Raw genomic sequence first — 20,463 nt, forward strand, 5'->3', positions numbered from 1 at the left:
TGGGCTCGGGTTACCTGCTGCCGCGGCTGGCCGACCTTGAGCCGCCCCCAAAAACCAGGCCAGCCTATGTCGTTTCCGACACCGGTAAGGCGGGCAAGTAAGAGCCGTCGGGCAAAACTTGATGGTAAATATCGAGCAGGGGGAGACGCGAAGTGGTGGCGCGCACACTAGTGCAGTGGGTTAGCGCGTCCTCGTCGCTACCCGAATCGCTTGGGCCGTTGCCGCACGACTGACATTCTCGATGATCCGGTGGATTTGCATCAGGAGATGATCTGCGGCGGGTGTCAGAGGCAATCCCGCCCGTCGGATGACGTAGAGGTCAGGGCCGTCGAATTGTTCCTCGATCGGTATGAAGCACAAAAGATCGCGCAGGAATGCAGTTTCGGCGAATGCCTTGGGCAATAAGGCGACCATGTCGCTGTTGATCAACAGCTCAAGGGCCGCAAAGGTGTTTTCGCAATGCACGACACTGCGTGGTCTGCTGAGGCCGCGAGAGGCGAAGATTGCATCGAATTCGCTCTTGAGCGGTCCGCTGACGGAGGTTGAGATCCAGTCCTGATCCAGCAGAGCTTCAAGATGCCGGGCGCCGAGCATTGGATGCCCCCGGCGACATGTCACCACCCGGGTGCTTGTGAAGACCTTGTCCACCACGATGTCCTCGCCAAACCCGTCCGGCGGCACCGGGCCGACAACGAAGTCGAGTTCACCGCTGCGGAGAAGCGGGACGGTCAATGCTGCCCTGCCGTCCGTGATTCGCATCTCCAGCTGCGGGTAGCGACGCCGGAAGGTCCGTAGCGTCGCCGAAAGAAACATCGCCGTTGCCGCGGGAGATAGGCCAATGGCCACGCGACCGCCAATGCCGGCATTGAGCTGAGAGACGGATTCTTTGGCGCGGCGCAACTCCTCGATCACGAGCTGCGCATGAGGCAGCAATGCCTCACCAGAGGGCGTCAAGACGACCCCGCGCGCGCTTCGCTCAAACAGAGGCGCCCCAAGCTCTTCCTCGAGCGTCTGAATGCTCTTGGTCAGAGAAGGCTGGGCAATCGATATCTCGCGCGCTGCCGCGCGCAAGCTGCCGAACTTCGCGACGGCGACGAAATCTCGAAGCTGATGAGGTTTCAAAACGTGATCAATCCCAGCGATCAGGTGAGCATAAATCCCATCTTCTTGGTGATCACAAAACCTGTCAACAGAGAACACAACAAACGGGCGCGGCGGCCGGTCAAAGGCCCTTCGGCGACTCGGATGAACAAATGCGCGGTGCCGCAAGGCGTCGCCGGGAGCAGAAGCGCTTATGATATTCGCGCAGGATTCGGCGAGAGCCGTGAAGTGGGTGTATGCCCCGTCGGCCAGCGATTGTTCGGCTGTGATGGTCGTCGCCGACGCGACGAATGCCGGACATTGCAGTGAGGCAGCGTCGCCCTGTCTGGCGCGCTCCGGCGTCTCCGACCAGGCACGGTAGCGGCATGTCCAGTCGTCGTGCTCGTCCGGACGTCCGCCGGGTGCAGGGAGTCGTCGTGGTCGGCGCCGGCCCGGTTGGTTTGACCCTCGCGATGGATTTGGCCTGGCGTGGTGTCCCCGTTGTCGTGCTTGAGCAGCGTGGTGAGGAAGACCCGGCTGCTCCAAAATGCAACACGACCAGCGCGCGGACGATGGAAATCCTGCGTCGTCTGGGGTGCTCCGAGGACTATCGGAGGTGCGGGCTGCCGCCGGATTATCCGAATGATGTGGTCTATGCCACGTGCTTTAGCGGTGGCCATGAGCTGGCGCGCCTCAATCTGCCTGCGTCGGGCGAGCGCTGGGGCGCCGACCGCTTCGCTTTCGACGGCGAATGGCCCTCGGCCGAGCGGCCGCATCGCGCCAGTCAAATGTATCTCGAGCGGGTTCTGCGGTCCCACGCCGCGCGGTTTGATCTGATTGACCTGCGTTTCGACCACGAGTTGCTCGATGTGGTCCAGCGCGAGGATCTCGTCGAGCTGACCGTCGGGACAGGTGATGCGGGGGCGATCGAGACGTTCGCCGCGCCCTTCGTTGTCGGGTGCGACGGTAGCCATTCGACCGTGCGGCACAAAATGGGTGTCCGCATGGTCGGCGCCGCGCCGACGTCGGCCAATGTATGGGCCATCTTCCTGAAGTGCCCGGAACTCGTGGCGCGCGGACCTCAGCCGCGGGCCTGGATGAGCTGGATCATCGGCTCGAAGGCGCGAGGGATGATCTGCGCCATCAATGGGACCGATACGTGGCTGGTTCACTGCACCGTCCCGCCGGGCATGGAGCACGATGACTTCGATTGGCACCAGGGTGTGCGCGATCTGCTGGGAATGGACGTTCCATTCGAGGTGATCGCCACCGAGAAATGGCGCCTCTCTCGCGCGGTGGCCGAACAGTATCGGGTTGGGAACGTGTTCCTGGCGGGAGATGCCGCGCATTCGTGGCCGCCGTTTGCTGGATTTGGCATGAACTCGGGTATCGAGGATGCGGTGGGCTTGGGTTGGATGCTCGCCGGCGTTCTGCAGGGATGGGCGCCCGCGACCCTGCTCGACAGTTACGACGCTGAACGCAAGCGTGTCGGTGAGCGGGTGTCGCGCGCCGCGGAAGCGATGGTCATGGCACAGCGCGAGATCGTCAACCATCCCGATCATCGCCACAATATCGATCGGCAGGGTGATGTCGCCAGAGCGTCCCGGGAATACATCGGCCGAAGGCTGCTGGCCGTGGATAGTCAGCAGTTCAATCCTGTCGGGCTGAACTTCGGCATCTGCTACGATCAGTCGCCCATCATCTGTTATGACGGAGCTGTGCAGCCGGAATTCGCAGTGGGCAAGTATCAGCCTTCGACGGCGCCGGGATGTCGTGCTCCTCATTTTGTTCTGGCAGATGGCTCGCCGCTCTATGACCTCCTTGGAGCGAGCTTCACCCTCCTGCGGACCGATCCGGCGATCGATGTCGCGCGATTCCTGCACAGCGCGGGCCAACGTCGCATTCCGCTTCTCGTCATCGACATTGGCCATGAGCCGAAGGCGATGGCTCTTTACAAACACAAGCTGCTGATCGTGCGTCCCGATCAACGGGTCGCCTGGCGGGCCGACCGAATGCCATCGGACCCTGACGCGGTGCTGGCGCGGGTGACCGGTGATGGAGCCAGGGGTGTTACAGGACACATGAGCAATGGAGAGCCGAATGTCGTTCAATGATTGGTCTGCGCTGCGTGAAAAGCGGCTGGCGGCGATGTCGCCGCGCGCGCGTGAGCGGCTCCAGCGGCGGATCAAGTCGATGCCGCCTTTCGAGGAGCTCGGTGTCGCCGGCCTTCGAGGCTTCCTTGATCATTTCATGGCGGCAGAGCTGGCTCCAGGCATCCGGCGCCGCGATATTGCAGTGCCCGGCCCGGCGGGATCCATTCCGGTGCGTGTCTATCGACCGGACGGCGCCACTGAACCGCTCGGAATCTGCATCCATCATCATGGTGGCGGCTTCATCGCCGGTGGAGGCTTCGACGCCTACGACGCTTTCAACTCCCGTCTCGCCAAGGAGGTGAACTGCCTGGTGGTGCACCCCGATTTTCGGCTCCCGCCAGAACACAAATTTCCGGCCGGTCTTGAGGACTGCTGGGCGGTTCTGAAGTGGGTTGCGCAGTATGGCGCCGAACTTGGAGGAGATCCCAGCAAGATCGCGGTCGGGGGAGGGTGCACGGGGGCGACCCTTTCGACCGTGCTGGCGCTGATGGCTCGTGATGCCGGCGGCCCGCACATCAAGTTTCAATGGCTGTTCGACGCGTACCTCGATGCTCGGTTCGACTATCAGTCGCAGGTCGAGAACGGTGAGGGTTACTTCCTGTCCCTGGAGGACAATAAGTGGGTCACCAGGCGATATCTCGAGCACCCTGAGCAGCGCTGGGACTGGCGGGTCTCACCGATTCTGGCCGGCAGTGTTCGCGGCGTCGCGCCGGCTCTGATCGTGGCGGGTGAGTTCGACATCCTGCGCGATGAGATGAGGCACTACGCCAACCGGCTGAGCGATGCGGGAGTGCCGGTCGAGCACTACTGCTACGCCGGCGAAGGCCACGCCTTCAGTTCTGGTCATGATCCCGACGATCTTTCCGAGGCGGGACGTGACGCGCATGCCCGCCGGATCGCCGGTCTGCAGCGCGCATTCAAAAGCTGAAAAGGAAAACAGCATGCCCCTCAAGCTTGCCTATATGGGTCTGAATGCGACTGATCTCAAGGCCTGGCGGACGTTCGGTTCGGTCATTGGCTTTCATATCGAGGACGCCGACAACACGTTGCTTTTCCGCCTGGACGAGAAGGCCCGGCGCATCATCATCCGGCGCACATCTGAAGACGATTACGCCTATTGTGGCTGGGACGTCGGCTCGGCCGAGGCTTACGCGGCGCGGATCGATATCCTGCGCGCCGGTGGTGTCGAGGTTGTCGAAGGCGACGCTGCCGGTGCCCGCGAGCGGGCCGTGGAGGCCTATGCAGGCTTTACCGATCCGAGCGGATTTCGCCAGGAAATTGCCTTCGGGATAAAGGACGCGGCCACGCCATTCAGATCGGAGTATGTCAAGAATGGCTTCTCGACCGGCGATGGTGGCTTTGGCCACATCCTGGTGAAGGTCAGCGATTACCGGGCGAGCGAGGCGTTTGCGTTGCGGTTTCTCGACGGCAAACTCAGCGATCATGTCGTGGTCGGAGAGGGGGCAGGGCGGACGGAGATGGCCTTCATTCACATGAATGAGCGCCATCATTCGATCGCCTTCTTCGAGGGGAGCATTCCGGCCCCCAAGAAGATCCATCATTTCATGGTCGAGGTGCCGACCTTCGAAGATGTCGGTCGAACCTATGATCGTGTTCGGGCGGCGGGCGTTCCCATCGGGTTGTCGATCGGTCAGCACTCGAACGACCGTGAGCTGTCGTTCTACTGCATTACACCAAGCGGTATCTGGCTGGAGGTCGGCGCGGGCGGGGTGCGGATCGATGATACCGCCTGGCAGCCCAGCCTCTACGACAATCCCAGCTCATGGGGCCATCAATTCGGGGGCTGAGCTCATCGCTTCAATCCATGCACATGAGATCACGGATGATCACCGCTTTTGATACACCAGCCGGTCGTACGATCAGCCTCGCGGACGGACATTGCGTCCACATCGTGGATGAGGGATGCGGGCGGCCGATAGTCTTTCTGCATGGCGCGGGCCCTGGCGCGTCAGGATGGAGCAATTTTCGCCAGAACATCCCCCATTTCGTGGCCTCGGGTTATCGATGCCTGGCACCAGATCTTCTCGGGTTCGGGCAATCGAGCAAGCCGCAGAACATCGATTATACGTTCAGTGTCTTTGGTCGCGCGCTGGCCGAAGCGCTCGCACAGCTCGGCGTTGACAGTTGCATGCTCGTCGGCAACTCGCTTGGAGGAGCCATCGCTATCCGAATGGCCATCGAATATCCGGATCTGGTTTCCAAGCTGGTCGTGATGGCCCCGGCATGGCTCGATGAGCGCGATGCGGTGATCAGCACCCAGGGTGTCCGCGCCATGACCGGAGCCTTTTCGGGGCCTGAAGGGGTCACGCGCGACAAGATCCGCGCAGTATTCGAGCTGATGTTTGCCGGCGGCCAGCACATCACTGACGATCTCGTCGAGGAGCGCTTTCTGGCCGCGCAGCAGCAAAGCAGCGCGATCTACCGCCAGATCCGGGGCGAGAACCTTGCGCCGTTGCTAAGCAAGATCCGCCAGCCCGTTCTGGCGCTGTGGGGCGTCGAAGACCGGTTCAATCCCGTGGGAGGCGCGTACAAGATTGCCGAAGGCTGTCCGGACGCTCGCGTCATCATCAGGAGCAATTGCGGACATTGGTTCATGATCGAGCACCGCGAAATGTTCGATCGCGAGCTGCTCGCATTTCTTCGCGAATAATCGGCGCGCCGGAATTAGCGTCGTTCGGTCGGCTCGCGAAGCCGCGGGGGGGGGGGCGCGTCGCCGCGCCGGAAACTGTTGAGAGGATACCGTTATGAACAGATTGGACGTGATCGAGAACGTTGCCGTCCAGCTCGCAACCGCCGAACGCGAGGGAAAGCCGATTGCTCCCATCGGAGACATTGTGGGGCGCGGCGATGTATCCGCGGCCTATGCAGTTCAGGCTGCAGTCACTCGCTCAGGCCTTGCGATCGGCCGTCGTCGCGTGGGGCGAAAGATCGGTCTGACGTCCAGGGCGGTTCAGGCTCAGCTCGGAGTTGAGCAACCCGATTATGGAGTTCTGTTCGCCGACATGGCGATCGACGATGGCGATCGCATCGCAGCCAATACTCTCATTCAGCCGCGCATCGAGGCAGAGATTGCCCTCGTTCTGTCTCGCGATCTTCCGGCGGCCGATACGACCTCGGCCGAGCTGCTGAGGGCTGTCGATCATGCGGTGGCTGCGCTCGAGATCGTCGATAGCCGTATTGTCGATTGGCAAATCAGCATCGTCGATACCATCGCTGACAACGGGTCGAGCGCGCGATTTGTGCTGGGCCTGGAGCCTCGTCGTCTCACCGACCTGAACCTCGAAACGTGTGGAATGGCGTTGAGCCGTAACGGAGACGTGGTTTCCGTCGGTGCAGGAGTCGCGTGCCTCGGGCATCCGTTGCGATCTGCGCTCTGGCTCGCTCGCACAATGGCCGCGGCGGGGGAGCCGCTCCGGGCCGGAGAGGTTATTCTGACCGGGGCACTTGGTCCAATGGTTTCCGTTGCTGCAGGCGATTACTTCGAGGCGCGGATCGGCGGGTTTGCGCCCGTTCGGGTCAGTTTCCAGTAGAGCGCGGCAGCGGATCAGCAGGTCTTTTGGTGAAGGACTCAAGTGGTGGCGGGTGCCGACCCGCTGCGACATGACGATGCATAAACATGGAAGAGAGGGCATATGACGGCGCACGGGTTTGAAAGCATCGATGGCCTGGTGGAGGCCTATTATCAGGGCATGTACGCGGCCGATGGCGAGCTGCTGCGTCGCGCGTTTGATGCAAGCGCGCGCATCTGCGGCTTCTTTGCCGATCGTTACGTGGAAGCGGATCTCGACCAGTTCATATCGCGCCTGACGTCGGGACCGAGCCCGCAATCCCTGGGGCAGCCGTATCATCTGGAGGTCATCACGACGTTGACCGACGGCAGCATCGCGACGGTCGTTGTTCGCGACAGTCTTCATGGCATGACTTTTGTCGACCATCTCAGCCTGATCCGTGGCGACAAGAGTTGGAAGATCGTGAGCAAATCCTACACAACGCCGACGGCGCTACCGACTGGTCGAGGTTGATGATGATGTCGACAAACCTGCAATCGGTCGACGTCGAGCTCGATCGTCAAGATGGCCTTGGCCTGGCGCAACTCGTCCGTTCGCGGCAGCTCAGTGCGCTCGAGCTGCTGGAAGCGGTGATCGCACGCGCGGAGCGGCTGAACCCGCAGCTCAACTTTATCGCCACGCGCATGTACGATAGAGCGCGGGCGACGGCTGCCGAACCACGCTTCTCTGGGGCCTTCGCCGGGGTTCCTCTCGCCGTGAAGGAGCTCGGCGCAATGGTTCAGGGGGCCCCGGCCACTGCGGGCAGCCGCCTGATGGCGGGTGCCGTCGCCCCGTTCAACAATGAATTGGTCGGCCGGTTGCGTGCGCAAGGTTTCAATCTGTTCTGCTCCACGACATCTCCGGAGCTGGGCCTCCATTTCGTGACCGAGTCCGCATTGCATGGCATCACCCGAAATCCCTGGAACCCCGCCTTGACGCCGGGGGGATCGAGCGGCGGTTCGGCTGCCCTGGTTGCGTCGGGGGTCGCTCCGATCGCACATGCGAATGACGGTGGCGGCTCGACCCGCGTCCCCGCATCGTTCTGTGGCCTGTTTGGCATGAAGGCGACCCGCGCCAGATCTCCCGCTGGCCCCATGATGGAGGTCTTCGGCGGCATGGTGAGCGACAGTGCCGTGAGCCGATCCGTGCGTGACAGCGCTGCATTTCTCGATGGGATCTCTGGACCGGAGGTTGGCTCACCGTACTGGGCGCCGCCAAAGGCGGGGCCATACCTCGCGGAAGTGGGGCAGGATCCGGGCCGGCTGCGCATTGCGTTGATGCGCGGCTATCCGGGGCGCCCGGTCGACCCGGAATGCGTGGCGGCCGTCGAGGACGCGGCGAGGCTTTGCGAGGAACTCGGCCACGATGTGGTCGACGATCAACCCGCGATCGATTTCGACACCATGTCGCGCGCGCACTATCTGATTGCGGCCGCAGCAACCGCCGCGATGGTCGAGATGATCGCAGGCATGCGCGGCCAGGCTGTGAAAGAGGATGAGCTCGAACCCCTGACGCACATGTTCCTCAGTGAGGCCCGGCGCACGTCGGCGGTGGATCACGCGCGAGCGATCATGGCAGCACGTGAAGTCGGCCGCCAGTTCTCGCTGTTCATGGAGGGATATGACGTGCTTCTCAGTCCGACGGTCGCACGGCGTTCGGTCGAAGTCGGCGAATTCCAATTCACGGACGCCGGCGGGGCTCTCGAGGACGCTCGCGTGCGGCTGATGAGTTTCGCCAATCTCACGCCATTGCAGAACGTCACCGGGCATCCCGCCGCTTCGGTACCACTGTTCTGGGCTGCGGATGGTCATCCGATCGGCGTTCAGATTGGTGGCCGGTTCGGGCGCGAGGATGTCTTGTTCCGTCTGGCGGGGCAGCTCGAAGCCGCGCGTCCGTGGCGCCACAGGCGCCCCATCGTGTCCGCTTCCACGTCCCTCGCGTCATGAGGCGCTGTTCGCGCATGAAGGCGGGTGCGGCGGGCCACCCTAAACCTTAGGGCTTCTTGCGAGTGATAGCTGAGAGTTCGGCTCTCCCTCGCACGATCGCTCAAGATTCAAAGCGACCAGATGTGCTGTGGCACCGCCGGTCTTCGCTGACGCGAAGCCGGAACGGGAAGTGGCGCGCCATGTCCACGTACTGGTGAGGTCGGGCAACAGTCCAGAAGATAGCAAACTCAACAATGTTTACTTGATGGGGAGGGAAAGCAATGAGGACGTCAAACACGAGTAGAGCGTTAGTGGAGACAAGACAGGCGTGGCCCTGCGGATCCGCAGCCGCACTTTTTGTTGTTCTTCTGTTGGCATGTGAACAGCCGGCGGCAGCGGCAGCAGGCTATGCGGAGCCTGAATCCGGGCAAGCAAAGCCGACGTCGGTGGCAAAGAAGCGCACGAAGACAACGGCCAAGAATCGGCTTGAAATGCCGGCCCCCGCGCTCGCAAGGAAAGTTGCGCCGAATTCAGATTCTGATGTTGTGCCTCAAAAGTCGCTGGCAGAACTCAATGAGCGTTATGGGGTCAAGGGGTGGAACATTCCGTACCCATCATACCAGGACTCGCTTCTGCAGGATGCGGGCGGATGGCGCTCTGCTCTCGCCTCGGTCGGGTTGGGATTCCAGGCGTATAACGTTGCGATATTTTCCAACAATATGCTGAACACTCCAACGCAGGTGCCGAGCACTTTCCCGCCTTGTACCGCTCGATATGCCCAAGCATCTGGCACGCTCTGTGCAGGAAACCAGATCTATTTTGGCCAGCGGCCGAGCTACATCAGCACGCCCATCGTTTCGCTCACCTACGACCTCAGCCGCTGGGGAGTGCCTGATGGGCAGTTGATCGTATCCGGGCAGCACAGTATCAGCAACGACGCGGCCTTCATGCCGAACCTTCTCCAGGTTGCCGAGCTGGCCTGGTATCAGACACTGTTCGACAAGAAGGTGGAGGTGAAGTTCGGGTACGTCGACAACAGTCACGAGTTCATCGGCACCTTCGTCGGATCCAACTTTGCGAGCACATTTGGTCCGAGCGCGGCGATTCCCATCGAGTTGGGTCTGTCGATCGCTCCAACGCCAACTTTCAGAACGACATGGCATGTTACCGACACGATCTATGTCGAGAGCGCGGTCCAGCGTAGCCTGGCGATCACTGGTCCCACGGGCAACGTGGTTTTCGACGAAGCGCTGACCAATCCGACTGGCCTGAACTGGAATGGGCCCGCAGGAACCCGGATGCTGTCGATCAGCGAGCTCGGCTACAAGCGGGAGGCGAGTCCGGGAAGCCCGCAGACATGGGCAAGACTTGATGTTCTCTACAACAATTCCTCGTTCAGGGATCTCTCCAAGCTGACGACGGATCCGAATGCGACGCGCGATGGAAATTTTGGCGCGACGTTCCTGCTTGACCGGCAGCTATGGCAGCAGGATCCGTCGTCGCGTTTCACCGCCTACAGAGGGATTTATGGCGGCATATCCGTCATGTACGCGTCGCCCGAGATGACGGCCATTTCGCAGTATTACGAGGGGCGGGCCTACTGGATCGGGCCATTTGATAGCCGTCCGACCGATATGATCTCCGTCGTCTATGCGCGGAACGTGGTCAGTCACTACCTGGCCGATGTGACCAACCTGCTGTCGTCTTTAACCGGGGTCTATGCGGCGCGAAACTCGAATTCCGTCACGGCGTCCTACACGGCCCATTTGCGGCCGGGTCTCTGGGGGACGCTCGGCGTGAGCTATACGGATCACCCGAGCTTCGCCTACTTCAAGACCGAGGGCAGTTCCCTGAGCTTTCTCGCGTCGATCGTTGCGAACCTGTAGCCGGTATCTCCACAAGAAGTGCAGTCGACGCGGTTGATTGCAAAGCTGAAACAGACCGGGCCTCTTTCGTTTCGTTCGTCGAATTGGGGAGGCCCGGTTTTCGCCGCGATTGCTGGCCTCGTCTGAAGCCATCACGCGCTCCCCGGACGTCGCCGTCAATCGCGGCGGCGCGGATGCATGGCATTCATATTCGCTGCGTCGGGAGGGCGAATTAAATGTCGAAGAGTTTTATCTAGGAGGACAAGCATGAGCAAGAAAATGAGCGTGGAGCGTGCAACCGAGTTCGGCAGTTCATGGAACAGCAGGGATCCGGACCTTGTCGCAAGCTTCTTTATCGATGATGGCGTTTATCATGCCTCTGTGGGGCCGGATCATCTCGGCAAAAGCTACTTTGGCAGGGAGGACATCCGCAAAGGCGCCAAAGCATTTTTCGATCGGTTTCCTGACGGAAGATTCGAGAATCTGAAGGTGGTCGTCGCGGGTGACATCGGGACATTTGAGTGGGACTTCGTCGCGACGGATTCGGCGGGAACGCTGGTGAGCACCGCGGGCTGCGACCTGCTTGAGTTCAGTGGCGAGATGATCGCGAAGAAGAACGCGTTTCGGAAAGCGCGCTGATCGGAGAGAAATCTCCATCGGCATTCGGTGTCCATCGGGAAAGAAGCAGAATTATTCATGTTCTATCGACCTGAAAAGAACGATCACGGTTTGAGATTCAATCCAATGAAGGCGCTGGTGATACCGCGGCCCATCGGATGGATCACGGCGATGAGCGCTCAGGGCGACATCAACCTGTCGCCATACTCGTTTTTTAATTTGCTGTCGGTGAATCCTGACATCGTTGGATTCGCGTCCGAGGGGCGCAAGGACGCACTGGTCTTTGCCGAGGAAACGAAAGAGTTCGTTTGCAACCTGGCGACGTGGGATCATCGCGATGCGATGAACGGCACGGCGAGGCCAGCGCCGCGCGGTGAGAACGAGATGATCAGCGCCGGCCTTGAGGCGGAGCCGTCCGTGTTGGTGGCGCCACCGCGGGTGAAAGGCGCTCCCATTGCTCTCGAGTGCAAATGGTTGCAGACGATTCCTCTCAATCCGTTGGATGGAAGCGCGTCGCGGTATGATCTTGTTCTCGGCCAAGTTGTCGGCGTCTATATCGATGATCGATACATCAAGGACGGGATCGTCGACAGTGCCGCAATGAAGCCGATCGCGCGGGCGGGCTACCATGATTATTTCGTGTCGGACACGTCGACGAAATTCTCGATGCACTGGCGCGCGTGACGGGAAACGGCGAGAACGGAGGCGGGGCGAAATGACTTTGGTGAAAATCGGCCGGGCATCGAAAATGCGGCCGATTTGACCTAGCCATTTGGTCCCCCCCCCTCGCTGAGTGTCACGGTGACTGCGACGATCGACGTGGTGACGGACGAGATTGCTTGATCATCGATGCGCCGGCGATCTGCAAGAGGGGCGCATGACTTCAATCCAAGCCGCGCGGTCGGCGCCGCCTTCCAGGCGCTGCCCGGCGCCAGCTTCGTCGTGGGCGGCGCGGCTCAGGCCAGTGACTCCGTGTTGACTACCGCCTCCGCCGAATGGAAATGGCTCAACGGCTGGTCCGCGGCGGCCACCTTCGAGGGCGAGTTCTCGAACGTGACGCAGAGCTACGCCGGCAAGGGTGTCGCGCGTTACGCGTGGCGAGCAGCGCAGCTCGCACAAAGAATATTTATAGAGAGATCAACGCTATGCGGGCGGCGTGTGGACGTCTGCCCGCGCGTGCGCGGTTGATCCCGGAGGGGCATCAAGTGGCTCTGCGTCGATTGGAGGCAGCTGGGGCGCGCCCCGCGTCCTGGATCCAGATTCTGCTCGAATTCCAGCGGGACTGGACCCGGCACGAGACTTACGATGGTGCACGAGCGATCGTGGAGGCTCAGGCTGACGGCTATGGCATCGGTCTAGCTTGCGCGCGCGACATGATTCATCCGGTGTGACGTTTACCCTTCCAGCCTCGCGCGCCTCCAGGCGCCGGGGCTGGTCCCGACGTTTCGTGTGAAGACCCTTGTGAAGTAGCTTTGATCTACGAAGCCACAGATCAGTGCGATATCAGCCAGCGGCAGCTTGGTTGTGAGCAGGAGGCGTTTCGCTTCGTCAATTCGCATGCGTGAAAGAAATTCATGCGGCGCGATGCCAGTCGTGCATTTGAAGGAGCGCGCGAAGTAGCTCGGTGACAATCGGCACTCTGCTGCGATGTCCGCAATCGTCAAGGGGCTGGAAAATCGGGCCCGCATGATCTCCTTGGCGCGGCGCTCCTGCCACGGTGCCAATCCGCCTTGAACGGCGGCATCCCGCGCGCGAAGGCCGCCGTAGGTCTGAGCAAAATGAGCCAGCAGGCTCAATCCGACCTGATCGACAAACAGTTGATTGGTCGTCCGCTCTTGTTGGACGGCGGTCAGCAGAAGCGCCGACAGCGCTGATACGGTTGGATCGCGCTCATCGCGCGTCCATTTGAGCGTAGCGATGGGCTTCGCGCCATGCTCGTGAGCAAACTCGTCGAGAGCCGTCCGCGGGATATAATACTGCACAACGTCGAATTGGCCTCTGAACTCGCATTGGGGATTGTCGCGAAGATCAATGGCGCTGACGGTGTCGGCACCAAATGCGGCCGAATAACGTGGCCGCCCGGCGAGCCAGCAGGAATGGCGCTCCAGGTCCTTGAGCTGGTGCAGAATGCTGAAGGCTGGCTCCGAAGGGATCGGGGTCGTGCGATCCCGCGAGATGCGCGAGCAGCTCACCCGCGTCGCTGCGAGCGTCAAATGTCCCTGACGCTTGACCTCAAGAAAGCAATCGCCCTCCATTTCGAGGTGGCTGCTGAGGCGCCGGCCAAAGAACCCGTCCGGCATGGTGTCTGCATTATCGGTCATCAGGGTTCTACGGTTATCGTGTACTGGTTTACGAAGCGAGATCGTGTGGTCGAATCTCGCCTCCCGGTTGCATGAACGCACGCTCGCAGGCACCTGGCGGATCTCGATGCCTGATTGGTTTCCAGTTCCGACCTGAACCGAACTTTGACAACTGTCAAGCCGACATGAACCAAAGTATGAGGCTGGCAAGAGCGGCTCTTGGCGAGATGTTCATCTCAATTCCAAGAGTTCTGCACGCCTCGCACACAGTTCACTTGTCGACGCGACGGTTGGCCGCGGCCGAAGTATTGCAGTCGTTTTAAGGAAGCGACGGGAGAATGGATTGCAGCTCGGGACGACGCTCTTCTAAAAAGGGTGGTAATGCCAATCCCGTTCCGAGCCGATCGGGGGATTCATCGATTGCAAACCCCGGACCATCTGTCGCAATCTCAAAAAGGATGCCGCACGGGGCGCGGAAGCCAATTGCGGTCAAGTATGTTCGCTGAATCCGTTCCGTAACCGAAATATTGTAGGTCTTGGCAAGTTTATCCGCCATATCAGAGAGATCATTCTCGTCCGTAGCGCGGAAAGCAACGTGTCGGATCGTTCCTCCTCCAAGGCGCCCGCGGGAGGAGGGGCCAATGGTACGGAGTGTGACAGAGCCGCCAAGCCCCTCATGCGCAATGAAGCGCGTACAGTTGTCGACCTGCAAGATCCGATCGAAGCCGAAGACATCTTGAAGGATATCGATTGTCGCGTCCGCCTCCCGCATGGAGAGAGTTACCTCCTGGAGGCCGTGGACCAAAGGAAACGCATGGGTCGATACCGACGAAGAGAGCGGCGTCCCCGTCGCTTCCCTCAAGGCGATCGACGTCCCGTCCGGATCGGCAAGCAGGATCATCGGCTCTCCGAACGGAGATTGGTCCGACATGCAGGGCACATTGGCGGCCGTGAGGCGTTCGATCCAGAATCCGATCGATCCTTCGGGAATGCGGAAGGTCGTTTGGCAGACTTCACCGACGCCGACGAGACCTTGAGGTACACAACGCCAGGCAAGGGTACTGATAATGGTGCCGGGGCGCCCCAGCGGGTCGCCATAATAGATGTGGTAGCTACCCGGATCGTCGTAGCACACCGTCTTTTTGACACGGCTCAGTCCGAGAATGGCCGCATAGAAACGCGCGGAGCGATTTACATCTCCGATAATCGTCGTGACATGATGCAATCCTCGAGAGCGCACGTGAGTATCCCAGGTTAATTACCGCGGTGAGCGCCTTCGAGCCAAATGAGTGAAATTATTGCGTAACCGAATTGCTCGGATGGCGGAATTCGACATCTGTTTGAGGATCCAGGTCGAGGTAGATGCAGCTCTCATCATTGTTTTCAGATAGAGAGCCGATCGCCCTTCGCCGTCTTGTATTTTTCGCCGGACAATTTGGAGGGAGGGGAGTGGGACCGGTCAAAATGACCAAAGAGTGGACAAAATACCAGAAATGCTTGGGATTGCAATTTTCGCGCGCTTTAGTTTTCGGTGGCGTCCTTGCGGTTGTGCTCCGGTGACTGCTGTTTTCGAGGCAGCTCAGGCTTGTCGGCAGTCCTTCCCGAGCTGAGCGGCTTGCATCCGGGATGCCCGTCGCGTCTGTGGAGGCAGGCTTCCTTGTCTGGGGACCTCCCGCATGAGGCGCGCCAGATCATCTTGGCTGGATCCAGGCTGCAGCCTCACGAAGGCACTCGAACATCTGCTCGAAGAGTTTGCTGATGCCATTCACACGGTCGAGGGAGAGAGCGGCTTTGAGCGGGTCGCAAGGCGTGTGGCTGAGCAGTTGGGATTTCGCTGGTTCGCCTATCTGGACGTCGCGAGCGATAGACCTACGATTGTTTCGCCTTCCCCCAAGACTTGGACACGGCATTACTGCGAGCATGATTATCAACGCCTCGACCCAGTTGTGCGCCGTGCCATCGCAAGCGCCCATTCCTCGCCGTCCTTGCGGCGGCGGAAGGTCTCGGCCACATAGCGGGTCTTGCGGCGGATCTGGACGCGCCAGTTTCCTGATGCCATCTGAGGAAACGTCGCCACGCGTGTGCACTCCGGATTTCGTGTGCGCTATGTGTGCACTGAGAGGTCAAAACGGGTACAAGCGTGTGCAATTTCGCCCAGTTTAGTGCGCATACGTTCGTGTTTCATCCCGTTGAGAGCATAGGGTAAATCATTGGAATCGCAAGATTATCGCTTTTCTGTGGCGCCCATGATGGACTGGACGGACCGGCACTGCCGCGCGTTCCACCGCCGGCTGTCGCGTCGTGCCCGGCTCTACACCGAGATGCTGACCACCGGGGCGATCATCCATGGCAACCGTGCGCGGCTGCTCGGCTTCGATCCGAGCGAGCATGATGTGGCGCTGCAGCTTGGTGGCTCCGACCCTGCGGCGCTCGCCGAGAGCGCGCGGATCGGCGCCGATTTCGGCTATGACGAGATCAATCTCAATGTCGGCTGCCCGTCCGACCGGGTGAAGGACGGTCGCTTTGGCGCCTGCCTGATGGCGGAGCCGGCGCTGGTCGCGGCCTGCGTCGCGGCGATGAAGCGCGCGGTGACCGTGCCGGTCACCGTGAAGTGCCGCATCGGCATCGACGACCAGGATCCGGAGGTCGCCCTCGACACGCTGGCGCGCGCGGTGGTCGACGCCGGCGCCGATCTGCTGATCGTGCATGCCCGCAAGGCCTGGCTCAACGGCCTGTCGCCGAAGGAGAACCGCGACATCCCGCCGCTCGACTACGACCGCGTCTACCGTCTCAAGGCTGCGATGCCGCAGGTGCCGATCGTCATCAATGGCGGCGTCGGCAGCATTGCCGAGGCCAAGCGCCATCTCGCCCATGTCGACGGCGTCATGCTCGGCCGCGCCGCCTATCACGATCCCTGGCGGCTGCTCGCGGTCGATCCCGAGCTGTTCGGCGAGATAGCGCCGCACGCCGACATGAAGGCGGCGCTCGCCGCGCTCGAGCCCTATCTCGAAGAGCAGCTGGCGCAGGGCGTGCGGCTGCACGCCATCACCCGCCACATGGTCGGCGCCTTCCAGGCGGTGCCGGGCGCGCGCGCCTTCCGCCGCCATCTCGCCGAGCACGGCGTCAGGCCGGGGGCGGGGATCGAGGTGCTGCGCGACGCCGCAGCGCTGGTGCGCGAGGCGCCGCTGGTGGCGGACGCGGCCTGAGGCCGTCGGGCGCTCACGGATAGCCGCGCAGCATCAGCCGGTCGGCGCGCACTTCCCAGCTTTCCAGCCGGTCGAGGAAGCTCATGCCGAGCAGGTTGGTCTTCATCTGCCCGCGCGGCACCACCAGCGCCGGCACCGAGCGCTCGACCAGCTTGCCGATCGCGAGGCGATCGAGGGTGAGGCGGGCGGCGCGGGTGTGGCCGTTGGCGGTCTCGATCTCGACATTGTAGTCGAGCAGCTCGAGAGGCAGGCCGGCGGCCTTCGCCGTCTCGTAGGTCAGCACCACCCAGGTCGCTCCGGTATCCACCACCATCGGCGTGGTGACGCCGTTGATCCTGGCGCGCAGCGAAAACTCGCCACCGCTGCCGCGCGGCACCTCGGCGACACGGCTGCCCGTAGCCGCCGGCAGGGCGGCCTGGGCGCTGAACACATGGCTCACCGCATCGCGGGCCTTGGCGATGTCGGCGGGGTCGCCATAGGCGAGCACCGCGCCGAAGGTCGCACCGAGCAGCACGAGAAGCGCAAGCAGCCGGTTCATGCGGCGCTCCCTCGAGCGCGTTCGCCTCTAATGAAATCGCGAACGCGCCCTAATTTTTTGTTTTGACGCGTTTTCTTCACGCGAACCGGTGCCCACTTCGCTCGAAAACGCTCTAGGAGGCGGGGTCCGCGTCCGGCGGCGCCAGTCCCGTGGTCGCGAGGCGCGCGGGCAGGGCGGCCATGATCGTGCGCCGCTCGTCCGCGGACAGCGTCGTCCAGGCGCCGATCTCGGCGAGCGTGCGGCCGCAGCCGCGGCACAGCCCGCTCAGCGGATCCATCACACACACCTTGATGCAGGGCGTCTCCAGGCTCATGCGGCTGTTGAGGCACATTCGTCCGCGCGCGGCAACGGTTTTCGTTCGTGGTCACGACAGGCCCGTTCCCGCATTCATGATCGAGTTGCCACGGCGCTGCGCGGTGTCGCCGGACAGATAGCTGCGCTCGGCGGGCTGCAGCGGCGGCGCGGGCTCGCGCATCGGCGCCAGCGCCGACATCACCCGCTCCGGCGGGAAGGTCACGATCACCTCGGTGCCGATGCGCAGCTTCGACTTCAGCGTGAAGGTGCCGCCGTGCATGTCGACGAGGCTCTTGGCGATCGGCAGGCCGAGGCCCGCGCCCTGTTCCGCCGACTTGATCGAGTTCGAGCCCTGGCCGAACGACGCCAGCACGATCGGGATCTCGTCCTCGGGAATGCCCGAGCCGGTGTCCTTGACGCTGAGATACTGGCCGCCGGAGGCGGTCCAGCCGACCTTGAGCCAGATCTCGCCGCCCTGCGGCGTGAACTTGATGGCGTTGGAGAGCAGGTTGAGCACGATCTGCCGCGCCGCGCGCTCGTCCGCCCACAGCCGCGGCATGTTCTGCTCGAACACCTCGTGGATGGTGATGCCGCGGTTGGAGGCGCGCAGCTTGAGCAGATGATGGCAGTCCGCCACCACATGGGTCAGCGAGATCGCCTCTTCGTTGAGCTCGTAGCGGCCGGCCTCGATCCGCGACAGGTCGAGGATCTCGTTGATGAGGTTGAGCAGGTGGACGCCGGAATTGTGGATGTCGGCGGAATAGTCCTTGTACACGGCGACCGCATGCGGGCCGAAGATCTCGCTCTTCATCACCTCGGAGAAGCCGAGAATGGCGTTGAGCGGCGTGCGCAGCTCGTGGCTCATCTGGGCGAGAAAGCGCGACTTGGCGACGTTGGCGGCTTCCGCACGGTAGCGCGCCTCGTCGGAAATCGACTTGGCCTGCTCGAGTTCGCCGATCAGCGCGTCCTTCTCGGCGCGGGCTTCCAGCGTCGCCAGCGTCGTCGAGTGCAGGCGGTGGGCGAGCAGCGCAAAATAGCCCTCGGCCGTCACGGCGAGAATGGCGAGGATGTAGTCGTCGAGCGTGCCGCGCATCACGAAGTTCAGTGCGATCGCCGACGTCACCGGCACGGTCGCCGCGAGCGCCGCGATCGGCAGGCTCGCCGCCAGCATGCTCGACACCGCCACCACCAGCAGCATCACGAACAGCATCAGCGTGTTGGAGACGACGTCGAGGCCGAGCGGATGCACCAGGATGACGGCCCAGGCGAGGCCGTAGGCGAGGTCGAGGGCGATGAAGCGCAGGCGCCATTTGCGCGTCGTCGCCGGTGAAGCGGCCTCGGTCAGGAATTTGCGGCAGTTCTGGATGATGACGGCATGAATGGCGAGGATGCCGAAGGTCCAGGCCGCGGCGCCGAGCGGGCGCACCCAGAAGCCGGACAGCAATCCGGTCGCCACCACCAGCAGCATCACGACGAATGACGCCGACAGCCGCGTCTGGGCGTGCTGGCGCAGCAGTTCGTGGTCGAAGGCGGGGCGGGTGCCGCTGGTCGAGGTCAGGCGGTCGCGTGCCTCGCGCACGCGCTGCGCGGCCGCGCGGCGGTTGCGCGCCGGCGAGGCGGCCGCCGGTTCGGCCGGCATCGCACCGACTGAAGGAAACTCGCCGGACTCACTCATCGACAACCACAATTCCCGCGTGCACGCACGTCAACGTTCTTGCCGTCTATCTCTGACAAGAAATCGTTAAGACTGGCCTTAGAGGTCACGACAATTGGGTTAACGATGGCTTAAGGCGCGGGCCCAGAGAAGGCTTCTGCAGGCCGCGTGACGGTGCCGTCGGCGGCACCCAGGCCGTCGCAACTGGACCTGAATCGGCAACGGAAAAGCAGCGAGGCGGCGCTTGCGCGCCGCCTCGGGATATTTTGCAGGTTGCCCGCGCCGGCGCGTGTCAGCGCTGCAGGCGGGCCATCAGGCTGGAGGTGTCCCAGCGGCCGCCGCCCATCTTCTGGACTTCGGCATAGAAGTTGTCGACGAGGGCGGTCACCGGCAGGCTCGCGCCGTTGCGCCGCGCTTCCGCGAGGCAGATCGACAGGTCCTTGCGCATCCAGTCGACGGCGAAGCCGAACTCGTAACGGCCCTCGTCCATGGTCTTGTAGCGGTTCTCCATCTGCCACGACTGCGCCGCGCCCTTGGAGATGGTCTCGATCACAGCCGGGACGTCGAGGCCGGCTTTCTTGGCGAAATGCAGTCCCTCGGACAGGCCCTGGACGAGACCGGCGATGCAGATCTGGTTGACCATCTTGGTGAGCTGGCCGGCCCCGGCGGGTCCGAGCAGCTTGCACGCCCGCGCGTAGGCGGCGATCACCGGCTCGGCGCGCAGATACGCCGCCTCGTCGCCGCCGCACATCACGGTCAGCACGCCGTTCTCGGCGCCGGCCTGGCCGCCGGACACCGGCGCATCGATGAAGGAAAAGCCGCCGATCTTGGCCGCGGCTGCGAGCTCGCGCGCCACCTCGGCGGAGGCGGTGGTGTGGTCGACGAACACGGTGCCGGCGCCCATGCCGGCAAACGCGCCGTCGGTCCCGGTCGTCACGGCGCGCAGGTCGTCGTCATTGCCGACGCAGGCCATCACGAAGTCCTGACCGGCGGCAGCCTCCTTCGGCGTCGCCGCGGTCCGGCCGCCGAACTTGTCGGCCCAGGCCTTCGCCTTGGCGGCGGAGCGGTTGTAGACGGTGACCTCATGCTTACCCTTGGTGACGAGGTGCCCGGCCATGGGGAACCCCATCACGCCGAGCCCGAGAAAAGCGACTTTCGCCATGTGATGAACCTTTGTTCCGAGATATTTTTGAGCTCCGCAGGAGCCTGTCGGGCCGGCGTCGACGCCGCCGGTCATGCGACGCGTGCCTTTGGCCTTCGG

19 protein-coding genes and 1 pseudogene are annotated in these 20,463 nt (G+C 62.5%); 13 read left to right on the plus strand and 7 right to left on the minus strand.

What is annotated here, in order from left to right; genetic code table 11:
• Nucleotides 1-180: 180 nt before the first annotated feature.
• Nucleotides 181-1,122, minus strand: a complete 942-nt coding sequence (locus AB4Z37_RS17085) for a LysR substrate-binding domain-containing protein (RefSeq protein WP_441517934.1) — start codon at nt 1,120-1,122, stop codon at nt 181-183.
• A 344-nt stretch (nt 1,123-1,466) separates the two neighbouring features.
• On the opposite strand from AB4Z37_RS17085, the gene AB4Z37_RS17090 reads away from it, so the two are divergent.
• From AB4Z37_RS17090 to AB4Z37_RS17140, 11 genes and pseudogenes are all read left to right on the plus strand, one after another.
• The gene (locus AB4Z37_RS17090) at nt 1,467-3,194 is read left to right on the plus strand and encodes an FAD-dependent monooxygenase (RefSeq protein WP_441517935.1); all 1,728 of its coding nucleotides are present in this window, start codon (nt 1,467-1,469) and stop codon (nt 3,192-3,194) included.
• The gene (locus AB4Z37_RS17095; protein WP_441517936.1) at nt 3,181-4,161 is read left to right on the plus strand and encodes an alpha/beta hydrolase; all 981 of its coding nucleotides are present in this window, start codon (nt 3,181-3,183) and stop codon (nt 4,159-4,161) included. Before AB4Z37_RS17090 ends, AB4Z37_RS17095 begins: the two co-directional genes overlap by 14 nt.
• A 13-nt stretch (nt 4,162-4,174) precedes the next feature.
• On the plus strand, nt 4,175-5,041 hold the full coding sequence (locus AB4Z37_RS17100; RefSeq protein ID WP_441517937.1) for a VOC family protein: 867 nt from the start codon (nt 4,175-4,177) through the stop codon (nt 5,039-5,041).
• 35 nt (nt 5,042-5,076) lie between these two features.
• Entirely contained in the window at nt 5,077-5,904 is an 828-nt protein-coding gene (locus AB4Z37_RS17105; protein ID WP_441517938.1) for an alpha/beta fold hydrolase, read from the plus strand.
• Between the two features lie 94 nt (nt 5,905-5,998).
• The gene (locus AB4Z37_RS17110; RefSeq protein WP_441517939.1) at nt 5,999-6,784 is read left to right on the plus strand and encodes a 2-keto-4-pentenoate hydratase; all 786 of its coding nucleotides are present in this window, start codon (nt 5,999-6,001) and stop codon (nt 6,782-6,784) included.
• A 102-nt stretch (nt 6,785-6,886) separates the two neighbouring features.
• Entirely contained in the window at nt 6,887-7,276 is a 390-nt protein-coding gene (locus AB4Z37_RS17115; protein ID WP_441517940.1) for a nuclear transport factor 2 family protein, read from the plus strand.
• Nucleotides 7,216-8,748 (plus strand): amidase, encoded by a 1,533-nt coding sequence (locus AB4Z37_RS17120; RefSeq protein WP_441517941.1) that lies wholly within the window; start codon nt 7,216-7,218, stop codon nt 8,746-8,748. Before AB4Z37_RS17115 ends, AB4Z37_RS17120 begins: the two co-directional genes overlap by 61 nt.
• A 290-nt stretch (nt 8,749-9,038) precedes the next feature.
• Nucleotides 9,039-10,613 carry a carbohydrate porin gene (locus tag AB4Z37_RS17125; RefSeq protein WP_441517942.1) on the plus strand — a complete coding sequence of 525 codons (1,575 nt, stop codon included), beginning with the start codon at nt 9,039-9,041 and terminating at the stop codon, nt 10,611-10,613.
• A 246-nt stretch (nt 10,614-10,859) separates the two neighbouring features.
• Nucleotides 10,860-11,231: a nuclear transport factor 2 family protein gene (locus AB4Z37_RS17130; RefSeq protein WP_441517943.1), complete on the plus strand. Its 372-nt coding sequence runs from the start codon at nt 10,860-10,862 to the stop codon at nt 11,229-11,231.
• Between the two features lie 57 nt (nt 11,232-11,288).
• Nucleotides 11,289-11,894: a flavin reductase family protein gene (locus tag AB4Z37_RS17135; protein ID WP_441517944.1), complete on the plus strand. Its 606-nt coding sequence runs from the start codon at nt 11,289-11,291 to the stop codon at nt 11,892-11,894.
• A gap of 189 nt (nt 11,895-12,083) precedes the next feature.
• Nucleotides 12,084-12,308 (plus strand): annotated as a pseudogene (locus AB4Z37_RS17140) (autotransporter outer membrane beta-barrel domain-containing protein); the annotation flags it as partial.
• A gap of 296 nt (nt 12,309-12,604) precedes the next feature.
• Here the strand turns inward: AB4Z37_RS17140 and AB4Z37_RS17145 are convergent.
• Complete coding sequence (locus tag AB4Z37_RS17145; RefSeq protein ID WP_441517945.1) at nt 12,605-13,531, minus strand: AraC family transcriptional regulator; 927 nt, start codon at nt 13,529-13,531, stop codon at nt 12,605-12,607.
• A 298-nt stretch (nt 13,532-13,829) separates the two neighbouring features.
• Nucleotides 13,830-14,750 (minus strand): ring-cleaving dioxygenase, encoded by a 921-nt coding sequence (locus tag AB4Z37_RS17150; RefSeq protein WP_441517946.1) that lies wholly within the window; start codon nt 14,748-14,750, stop codon nt 13,830-13,832.
• Nucleotides 14,751-15,186: 436 nt separating this feature from the next.
• On the opposite strand from AB4Z37_RS17150, the gene AB4Z37_RS17155 reads away from it, so the two are divergent.
• Both AB4Z37_RS17155 and dusA read left to right on the plus strand, forming a co-directional pair.
• Nucleotides 15,187-15,525, plus strand: a complete 339-nt coding sequence (locus tag AB4Z37_RS17155) for an autoinducer binding domain-containing protein (RefSeq protein ID WP_441517947.1) — start codon at nt 15,187-15,189, stop codon at nt 15,523-15,525.
• A gap of 195 nt (nt 15,526-15,720) precedes the next feature.
• Nucleotides 15,721-16,716: a tRNA dihydrouridine(20/20a) synthase DusA gene (dusA, locus tag AB4Z37_RS17160; RefSeq protein WP_441517948.1), complete on the plus strand. Its 996-nt coding sequence runs from the start codon at nt 15,721-15,723 to the stop codon at nt 16,714-16,716.
• A 13-nt stretch (nt 16,717-16,729) separates the two neighbouring features.
• Here dusA and AB4Z37_RS17165 read toward each other — a convergent pair whose 3' ends face one another.
• The 4 genes from AB4Z37_RS17165 to AB4Z37_RS17180 all read right to left on the minus strand — a co-directional run bounded on the left by AB4Z37_RS17165 (nt 16,730) and on the right by AB4Z37_RS17180 (nt 20,364).
• Complete coding sequence (locus AB4Z37_RS17165) at nt 16,730-17,254, minus strand: TIGR02281 family clan AA aspartic protease (protein ID WP_441517949.1); 525 nt, start codon at nt 17,252-17,254, stop codon at nt 16,730-16,732.
• Nucleotides 17,255-17,366: 112 nt separating this feature from the next.
• Nucleotides 17,367-17,567, minus strand: coding sequence for a DUF1289 domain-containing protein (locus tag AB4Z37_RS17170; protein ID WP_441517950.1), 201 nt, complete (start codon nt 17,565-17,567; stop codon nt 17,367-17,369).
• A gap of 51 nt (nt 17,568-17,618) precedes the next feature.
• Nucleotides 17,619-19,223, minus strand: coding sequence for a sensor histidine kinase (locus AB4Z37_RS17175; protein WP_441517951.1), 1,605 nt, complete (start codon nt 19,221-19,223; stop codon nt 17,619-17,621).
• Between the two features lie 271 nt (nt 19,224-19,494).
• Nucleotides 19,495-20,364, minus strand: a complete 870-nt coding sequence (locus AB4Z37_RS17180) for an NAD(P)-dependent oxidoreductase (protein ID WP_441517952.1) — start codon at nt 20,362-20,364, stop codon at nt 19,495-19,497.
• Nucleotides 20,365-20,463: the final 99 nt, after the last annotated feature.

It is taken from the genome of Bradyrhizobium sp. 2TAF24, from assembly GCF_052115025.1.
Lineage (GTDB): Bacteria > Pseudomonadota > Alphaproteobacteria > Rhizobiales > Xanthobacteraceae > Bradyrhizobium_A.

What these genes read in the sequence shown, in the direction of transcription:
- AB4Z37_RS17165 (WP_441517949.1), bottom strand. Translation starts at nt 17,254, where the DNA reads ATGAACCGGCTGCTTGCGCTTCTCGTGCTGCTCGGTGCGACCTTCGGC.
- AB4Z37_RS17095 (WP_441517936.1), top strand. Translation starts at nt 3,181, where the DNA reads ATGTCGTTCAATGATTGGTCTGCGCTGCGTGAAAAGCGGCTGGCGGCG.
- AB4Z37_RS17115 (WP_441517940.1), top strand. Translation starts at nt 6,887, where the DNA reads ATGACGGCGCACGGGTTTGAAAGCATCGATGGCCTGGTGGAGGCCTAT.
- AB4Z37_RS17180 (WP_441517952.1), bottom strand. Translation starts at nt 20,364, where the DNA reads ATGGCGAAAGTCGCTTTTCTCGGGCTCGGCGTGATGGGGTTCCCCATG.
- AB4Z37_RS17175 (WP_441517951.1), bottom strand. Translation starts at nt 19,223, where the DNA reads ATGAGTGAGTCCGGCGAGTTTCCTTCAGTCGGTGCGATGCCGGCCGAA.
- AB4Z37_RS17155 (WP_441517947.1), top strand. Translation starts at nt 15,187, where the DNA reads ATGAGGCGCGCCAGATCATCTTGGCTGGATCCAGGCTGCAGCCTCACG.
- AB4Z37_RS17105 (WP_441517938.1), top strand. Translation starts at nt 5,077, where the DNA reads ATGATCACCGCTTTTGATACACCAGCCGGTCGTACGATCAGCCTCGCG.
- AB4Z37_RS17170 (WP_441517950.1), bottom strand. Translation starts at nt 17,567, where the DNA reads ATGAGCCTGGAGACGCCCTGCATCAAGGTGTGTGTGATGGATCCGCTG.
- AB4Z37_RS17145 (WP_441517945.1), bottom strand. Translation starts at nt 13,531, where the DNA reads ATGACCGATAATGCAGACACCATGCCGGACGGGTTCTTTGGCCGGCGC.
- AB4Z37_RS17130 (WP_441517943.1), top strand. Translation starts at nt 10,860, where the DNA reads ATGAGCAAGAAAATGAGCGTGGAGCGTGCAACCGAGTTCGGCAGTTCA.
- AB4Z37_RS17090 (WP_441517935.1), top strand. Translation starts at nt 1,467, where the DNA reads ATGTCCAGTCGTCGTGCTCGTCCGGACGTCCGCCGGGTGCAGGGAGTC.
- AB4Z37_RS17100 (WP_441517937.1), top strand. Translation starts at nt 4,175, where the DNA reads ATGCCCCTCAAGCTTGCCTATATGGGTCTGAATGCGACTGATCTCAAG.
- AB4Z37_RS17110 (WP_441517939.1), top strand. Translation starts at nt 5,999, where the DNA reads ATGAACAGATTGGACGTGATCGAGAACGTTGCCGTCCAGCTCGCAACC.
- AB4Z37_RS17135 (WP_441517944.1), top strand. Translation starts at nt 11,289, where the DNA reads ATGTTCTATCGACCTGAAAAGAACGATCACGGTTTGAGATTCAATCCA.